Origin of the sequence: Actinomadura sp. GC306, assembly GCF_004348665.1 — a bacterium.
Classification (GTDB): Bacteria; Actinomycetota; Actinomycetes; order Streptosporangiales; family Streptosporangiaceae; genus Spirillospora.
The window spans coordinates 1-4869 of the sequence record NZ_SMKM01000383.1 but is presented as its reverse complement, the minus strand read 5'-3'; the positions used below and the strand labels follow the sequence as shown (position 1 = coordinate 4869).

Genomic DNA, 4869 nt, shown 5'->3' with positions numbered 1-4869 from the left:
CCCCTACCCGGGTACGCCCTACCCGGATACGCCTTATCCGGGTACGCCTTATCCGGGTACGCACTGGCAGGGCGACCCGGCCCGGCCACCGGCCTGGGACGGGACGTACGGGTCGGCCTACCCCGGCTACGGGGCGCCCCCGGTGTCGAAGCCCTGGACGGCGGACCCTCCGCCGGGCACCCCGTACCACCGCATGGCGCGGACCGGCGCGCACCGCTGGTGGCGCCCGCTGGTGGGCAGCGTGACGGTCCTGGTCCTCGGCATGGGGCTGATGGTCGGGTTCCTGCTGGTCGGGGAGATCGTCGCCTGGGCGGTGACCGGGGAAGGGCTCGACCTGTCCGGCGAGGGCGACGCCCTCTTCGGCAACGACACGGCCGACGTCGCGGCCAACCTCGCCGTCATCGCGCTGTTCCTGCCCGTGACGCTGTTCGTGGCGTGGGGCGTCCAGCGGCGCCGTCCCGGGACGCTGTCCTCGGTCGCCGGGCGGCTGCGCTGGAAGTGGATGCTGGTCTGCAGCGGCCTCGCGATCGGCTACTGCATCGCGGCGTTCGCCGCGATGCTCGTGACGGACCAGTTCGTGGTCACCGAGTCCACCGGCGGCGACGAGGAGTGGGTCGGCTGGGGCAGGTTCCTCCTCCCGGCGCTCCTCATCCTGCTGCTGGTGCCGTTCCAGGCCGCCGCCGAGGAGTACCTCATCCGCGGGTGGATCCTGCAGGCCGTGGGCTCCTGGACGCTGGAGGACGCCAGGAACAAGGTCGGGCGGGCGCTCAGCGTCGTCTTCCGGACCCCCTGGCCAGGCATCCTCGTCGGCTCGCTGGTGTTCATGGCCCTGCACGAGTACACCGGCTGGGGAGCCGTCGACATCTTCGCCTTCGCCGTCATCACGGCGTGGATGACGGTCCGCACGGGCGGCCTGGAGGCGGCCATCGCCCTGCACGTGTTCAACAACCTCCTGGCGTTCCTGTTCGCCGCCGCGCTCGGGCAACTGGACATCGAGCAGGGCGCGCTGCCGTGGGAGGTCGCCATGGTCGACATCGCCCTCATGGCCCTGTTCGCCGCCGCGGCGATCCGGCTGGCGCGGCGGATGCGCGTGCAGACCGTCACCGCGGGCCCCGCCGAGGACGACACCCCCGCGACGACGGCCGGTAGCAGCCCTGCGCAGCTCCCGTAGCCCGCGGCAGCCATAGCCCTCACAGCAGGCCCCACAGCACGAGCGCGTCGACCAGGCCGGGGACGACGGGGAGGTTCCCCAGCTCGTCCGGGGCGATCCACCGGACGTCGGCCGCGTCGTCCCCGGCGCGCAGCGTGCCGCCCGTGACCGCCGCGGCGTAGTCGTGGATCTCGTAGGTGACGCCGCCGGGCCCCGGGCGGTCCACCGTCCCGGCCAGCGCGCCGACGACGACGTCCAGCCCGGTCTCCTCCTTCAGCTCCCGCACGACCGCGGCCGGGTCGTCCTCGCCGGGCTCGACCCGCCCGCCCGGGATCGACCACAGGCCCTCGCCCGGCGGCCGCGCCCGCTTCACCAGGAGCAGCCGCCCGGAGCCGTCCCGCACGATCCCGCCGACACAACGCACACGCATGACCCCAATTTGTTCCCCCTTTTCCAGGGGGCGACCCACCCGGTCTTGACGGGCCGGGAACCCGCCGCGCAGGGTGGGTAATCATGGGGACGGAGCCGATCTGCCCGCGCTGCGCGGGTCCTCTGCACGAACCGAACCTCTGGTCGAGCGACTGGAGCTGCGGGATGCACGGCGCCGTCCTGCCGAGGCAGCCGGCCAAGCGACCCGGCCCGGACGGGCTGGCCGCCGTGCTGCGCGACGCCCGCGTCCCCGTCTGGACGCCCTGGCCCCTTCCGCTGGGCTGGCTCGTCACGGGATTCGCCACGGTCGGGGACGACCGCAGCGGCGCGCGTGCGACCGCGGTCGCCGTGTCCGGGCCGGGGCTGCTCGCCGGCCCCGCCGACATGGTCCTCGTCGCCGAGGAGCCCGGCATCGGCCTCGGCGCCCACTACGCGGGTCTCGACGGCTCCGACCCGGGCGAAGTGTTCGACGGCCCGCCGCACGTGAAGCTCGACGTCAGCGGCCCCGCGGCGACCTGCGGGCATTCCGTGCCGATGTGGACGGTCAACGGCGCCGCCGACCGCGCCGTGTTCGTGGGCGAGGCGATGGGCCACTGGCTCTGGGCCGTGCTGTGGCCCGCCGAGGCCGGTGTCCTGCTGCTGGAGCGGCAGACTCTCCTCGACCTGCGCGAGCCGGGGATGGCGATCGACCTCCCGTACGGCGCCTATAGCCCGCGCCTCGACGAGTGAGACCCCGCCCCGTTGATATGAACGGGGGATGCGGATCGACCTGCACAGCCACAGCACCGCGTCCGACGGCACCCGGCCGCCCGCCGAGGTCGTCCGGCGGGCGCGGGCGAACGGCCTGGACGTGCTGGCGCTCACCGACCACGACACCGTCGCCGGCTGGGAGGAGGCCGCCGGGGCGCTGCCCGGGGGGCTGACGCTCGTCCCCGGCATCGAGCTGTCGTGCGTGCAGGACGGCCGCAGCCTCCACATGCTCGGCTACCTGTTCGACCCGGACGCCCCGGAACTGGCCGCCGAACTCGCCCGGATCCGCGACGACCGGGTGATCAGGGCGCGGACGATGGTCGGCCGGCTCCGCGACCTCGGCGTGGACATCACCTGGGACATGGTCCGCTCGCTGGCCGGCGGCGAGGCGGTCGGCCGCCCGCACATCGCGCGGGCGATGGTCGCGGCGGGCGCGGTCCGCGACGCCGACGAGGCGTTCACCTCCCGCTGGATCGCACCGGACGGCCGCGCCTACGCCGACCGGTACGCGCTCCGGCCGGAGCGGGCGATCGAGCTCGTCCGCGCGGCCGGGGGAGTGTGCGTGCTGGCCCACCCGAGGGCGCGCCGCCGCGGCTACGTCGTCGCCGACGAGGTGATCGAGCGGCTCGCCGCCGCCGGGCTCGCCGGGGTCGAGGCCGACCACCCCGGCCACGTCCCCGAGGACCGGGCCCGCCTGCGCGACCTCGCGTCCGCCCTGGAGCTGGCCGTGACCGGTTCCAGCGACGACCACGGCGAGGCGACCGGCGACCGCCTCGGCGCCGAGACGACCGCGCCCGCCGACTACGAGCGGCTGCTCGCGGAAGCGTCCGGCGGTGATCTCCGACTGCCCGAAACGTGACACGAAGCACGATAGGGTTCGGAGCGTGGACGCGCGCATCGAACAGGTCGTGACGTCGGGGCAGGTCAACCTCGACGACACCGACCACGACGTCGAGAACAACACCTACATCATCGGTGACGATGACGAGGTCATCGTGATCGATCCGGCGCACGACGCCGAGGCCATCCTCAAGGAGGTCGGCGACCGCGAGGTCATGGCCGTCCTGCTCACCGACGGCAACGAGCACCACCTCAACGTGGTCCTCGAAGTGGCCGCCGCGGGCGAGGAGGACGAGGAGAACTGGGCCCCGATCGCACTGCACCGCGGCGACCGGCTGCTGTGGCGCGACTACTTCGGCCGCCTCGCCAAGGAGGAGGACGACGAGGACGACGCGAAGGCCCTGCGCTCCCTCGAACCCGACATCTGGCTGGAGGACGGCGGCGTCTTCGAGATCGCCGACGCGCAGCTGGAGATCGTGCACACCCCGGGCCACACCCCCGGCAGCGTCTGCGTGATCAGCGAGCAGCTCGGCGTCCTGTTCTCCGGCGACACGCTGCACCGCGGCCGTCCCGGCTCCATCGGCGGCGTCTACGAGGACCTGCGCAAGCAGCTCAACTCCATCGGCGCCCTGCTCACCCCCCTCCCGAAGGACCTGAAGGTCCTGCCCGCCCAGGGCGAGGAGACCAACGTCGGCGAAGAGGACTCCCGCTGGGAGTCGTGGGGCGCGCTCGCGCAGGACGAGGACTGACGGCCTCGTTGAACGCCGAGCAGCTCGGCTTCGAGGGCATGCCGCGGCGGCTGTACACGTGCACGCCGTCGCGGCTGAACACCTGGCTCGACTGCCCGCGCCGGTACCGGATGACGTACCTCGACCGTCCGATGCCGCCGAAGGGCCCGCCGTGGGCGCACAACAGCGTCGGGGCGAGCATCCACAACGCCCTGGCGGGGTGGTGGCGGCTGCCGCTCGGCGAGCGCACCCCCGAGGCCGCCGGGACGCTCGTCGTCCGCGGCTGGCTGACCGATGGGTTCCGCGACGACGCGCAGTCCGCCTCGTGGCGGGACCGGGCCCGCGAGATGACCGAGCGGTACGCCGCGGGCCTCAACCCGTCCGACGAGCCGGTCGGCGTCGAGCGCACGGTCGCGACCCGCACCGACCGCATCGCCGTGTCGGGCCGCATCGACCGCCTCGACGCCCGCGGCCCGGAACTCGCGGTCGTCGACTACAAGACGGGACGCCGCGTCCCCACGTCCGACGACGCCCGCGGGTCCCTCGCCCTCGCGATCTACGCGGTGGCGGCGTCCCGCGTGCTGCGCCGCCCCTGCCACCGCGTCGAACTGCACCACCTGCCGTCCGGCGAGGTCGCGGCCTGGGACCACACGGACGAGTCCCTGGACCGCCACATCCGCCGCGCCGAGGGCATAGCCGCCGAAGCCGCCGAGGCCGACGAGGGCTACCGCGCCATGACGGGCGGCCGTCCCTCCGCAAAGGGCCGCGCTTCGGCGGGCGGCGTGCCGAAGCCGCGCGCGGCGGACGCCCGCCCGGCCACCGTCGACCACACCCCGTACGACGAGCTGTTCCCGCCGCGCACCGGCAACCTGTGCTCGTGGTGCGACTTCGCCCGCCACTGCCCGGAAGGCCAGCAGGCCGCCCCCCGCAAGGACCCTTGGGCGGCCCTCCCGGTAGACGCCCCCTAACGAC

Annotated in this window: 6 protein-coding genes; 5 read left to right on the top strand and 1 reads right to left on the bottom strand. The window is 74.1% G+C overall.

Annotated elements, in window-relative coordinates:
* Positions 1-1171: CPBP family intramembrane glutamic endopeptidase (locus E1200_RS31235; protein ID WP_207933631.1), on the top strand; the 1171-nt coding region annotated here is incomplete at its 5' end.
* A gap of 19 nt (positions 1172-1190) precedes the next feature.
* Here E1200_RS31235 and E1200_RS31230 read toward each other — a convergent pair.
* Positions 1191-1580: an NUDIX domain-containing protein gene (locus tag E1200_RS31230; RefSeq protein ID WP_131955905.1), complete on the bottom strand. Its 390-nt coding sequence runs from the start codon at positions 1578-1580 to the stop codon at positions 1191-1193.
* An 83-nt stretch (positions 1581-1663) separates the two neighbouring features.
* On the opposite strand from E1200_RS31230, the gene E1200_RS31225 reads away from it, so the two are divergent.
* From E1200_RS31225 to E1200_RS31210, 4 genes are read left to right on the top strand one after another with little or no spacing between them, the layout of a single operon-like run.
* Positions 1664-2308 carry a DUF6758 family protein gene (locus E1200_RS31225; protein ID WP_131955903.1) on the top strand — a complete coding sequence of 215 codons (645 nt, stop codon included), beginning with the start codon at positions 1664-1666 and terminating at the stop codon, positions 2306-2308.
* A gap of 28 nt (positions 2309-2336) precedes the next feature.
* Positions 2337-3188, top strand: coding sequence for a PHP domain-containing protein (locus tag E1200_RS31220; protein WP_131955901.1), 852 nt, complete (start codon positions 2337-2339; stop codon positions 3186-3188).
* 25 nt (positions 3189-3213) lie between these two features.
* Complete coding sequence (locus E1200_RS31215; RefSeq protein ID WP_131955899.1) at positions 3214-3918, top strand: MBL fold metallo-hydrolase; 705 nt, start codon at positions 3214-3216, stop codon at positions 3916-3918.
* Positions 3919-3926: 8 nt separating this feature from the next.
* The gene (locus E1200_RS31210) at positions 3927-4865 is read left to right on the top strand and encodes a PD-(D/E)XK nuclease family protein (protein ID WP_243708992.1); all 939 of its coding nucleotides are present in this window, start codon (positions 3927-3929) and stop codon (positions 4863-4865) included.
* The last annotated feature ends 4 nt before the right edge of the window (positions 4866-4869 follow it).

What these genes read in the sequence shown, in the direction of transcription:
- E1200_RS31230 (WP_131955905.1), bottom strand. Translation starts at nt 1,580, where the DNA reads ATGCGTGTGCGTTGTGTCGGCGGGATCGTGCGGGACGGCTCCGGGCGG.
- E1200_RS31225 (WP_131955903.1), top strand. Translation starts at nt 1,664, where the DNA reads ATGGGGACGGAGCCGATCTGCCCGCGCTGCGCGGGTCCTCTGCACGAA.
- E1200_RS31220 (WP_131955901.1), top strand. Translation starts at nt 2,337, where the DNA reads ATGCGGATCGACCTGCACAGCCACAGCACCGCGTCCGACGGCACCCGG.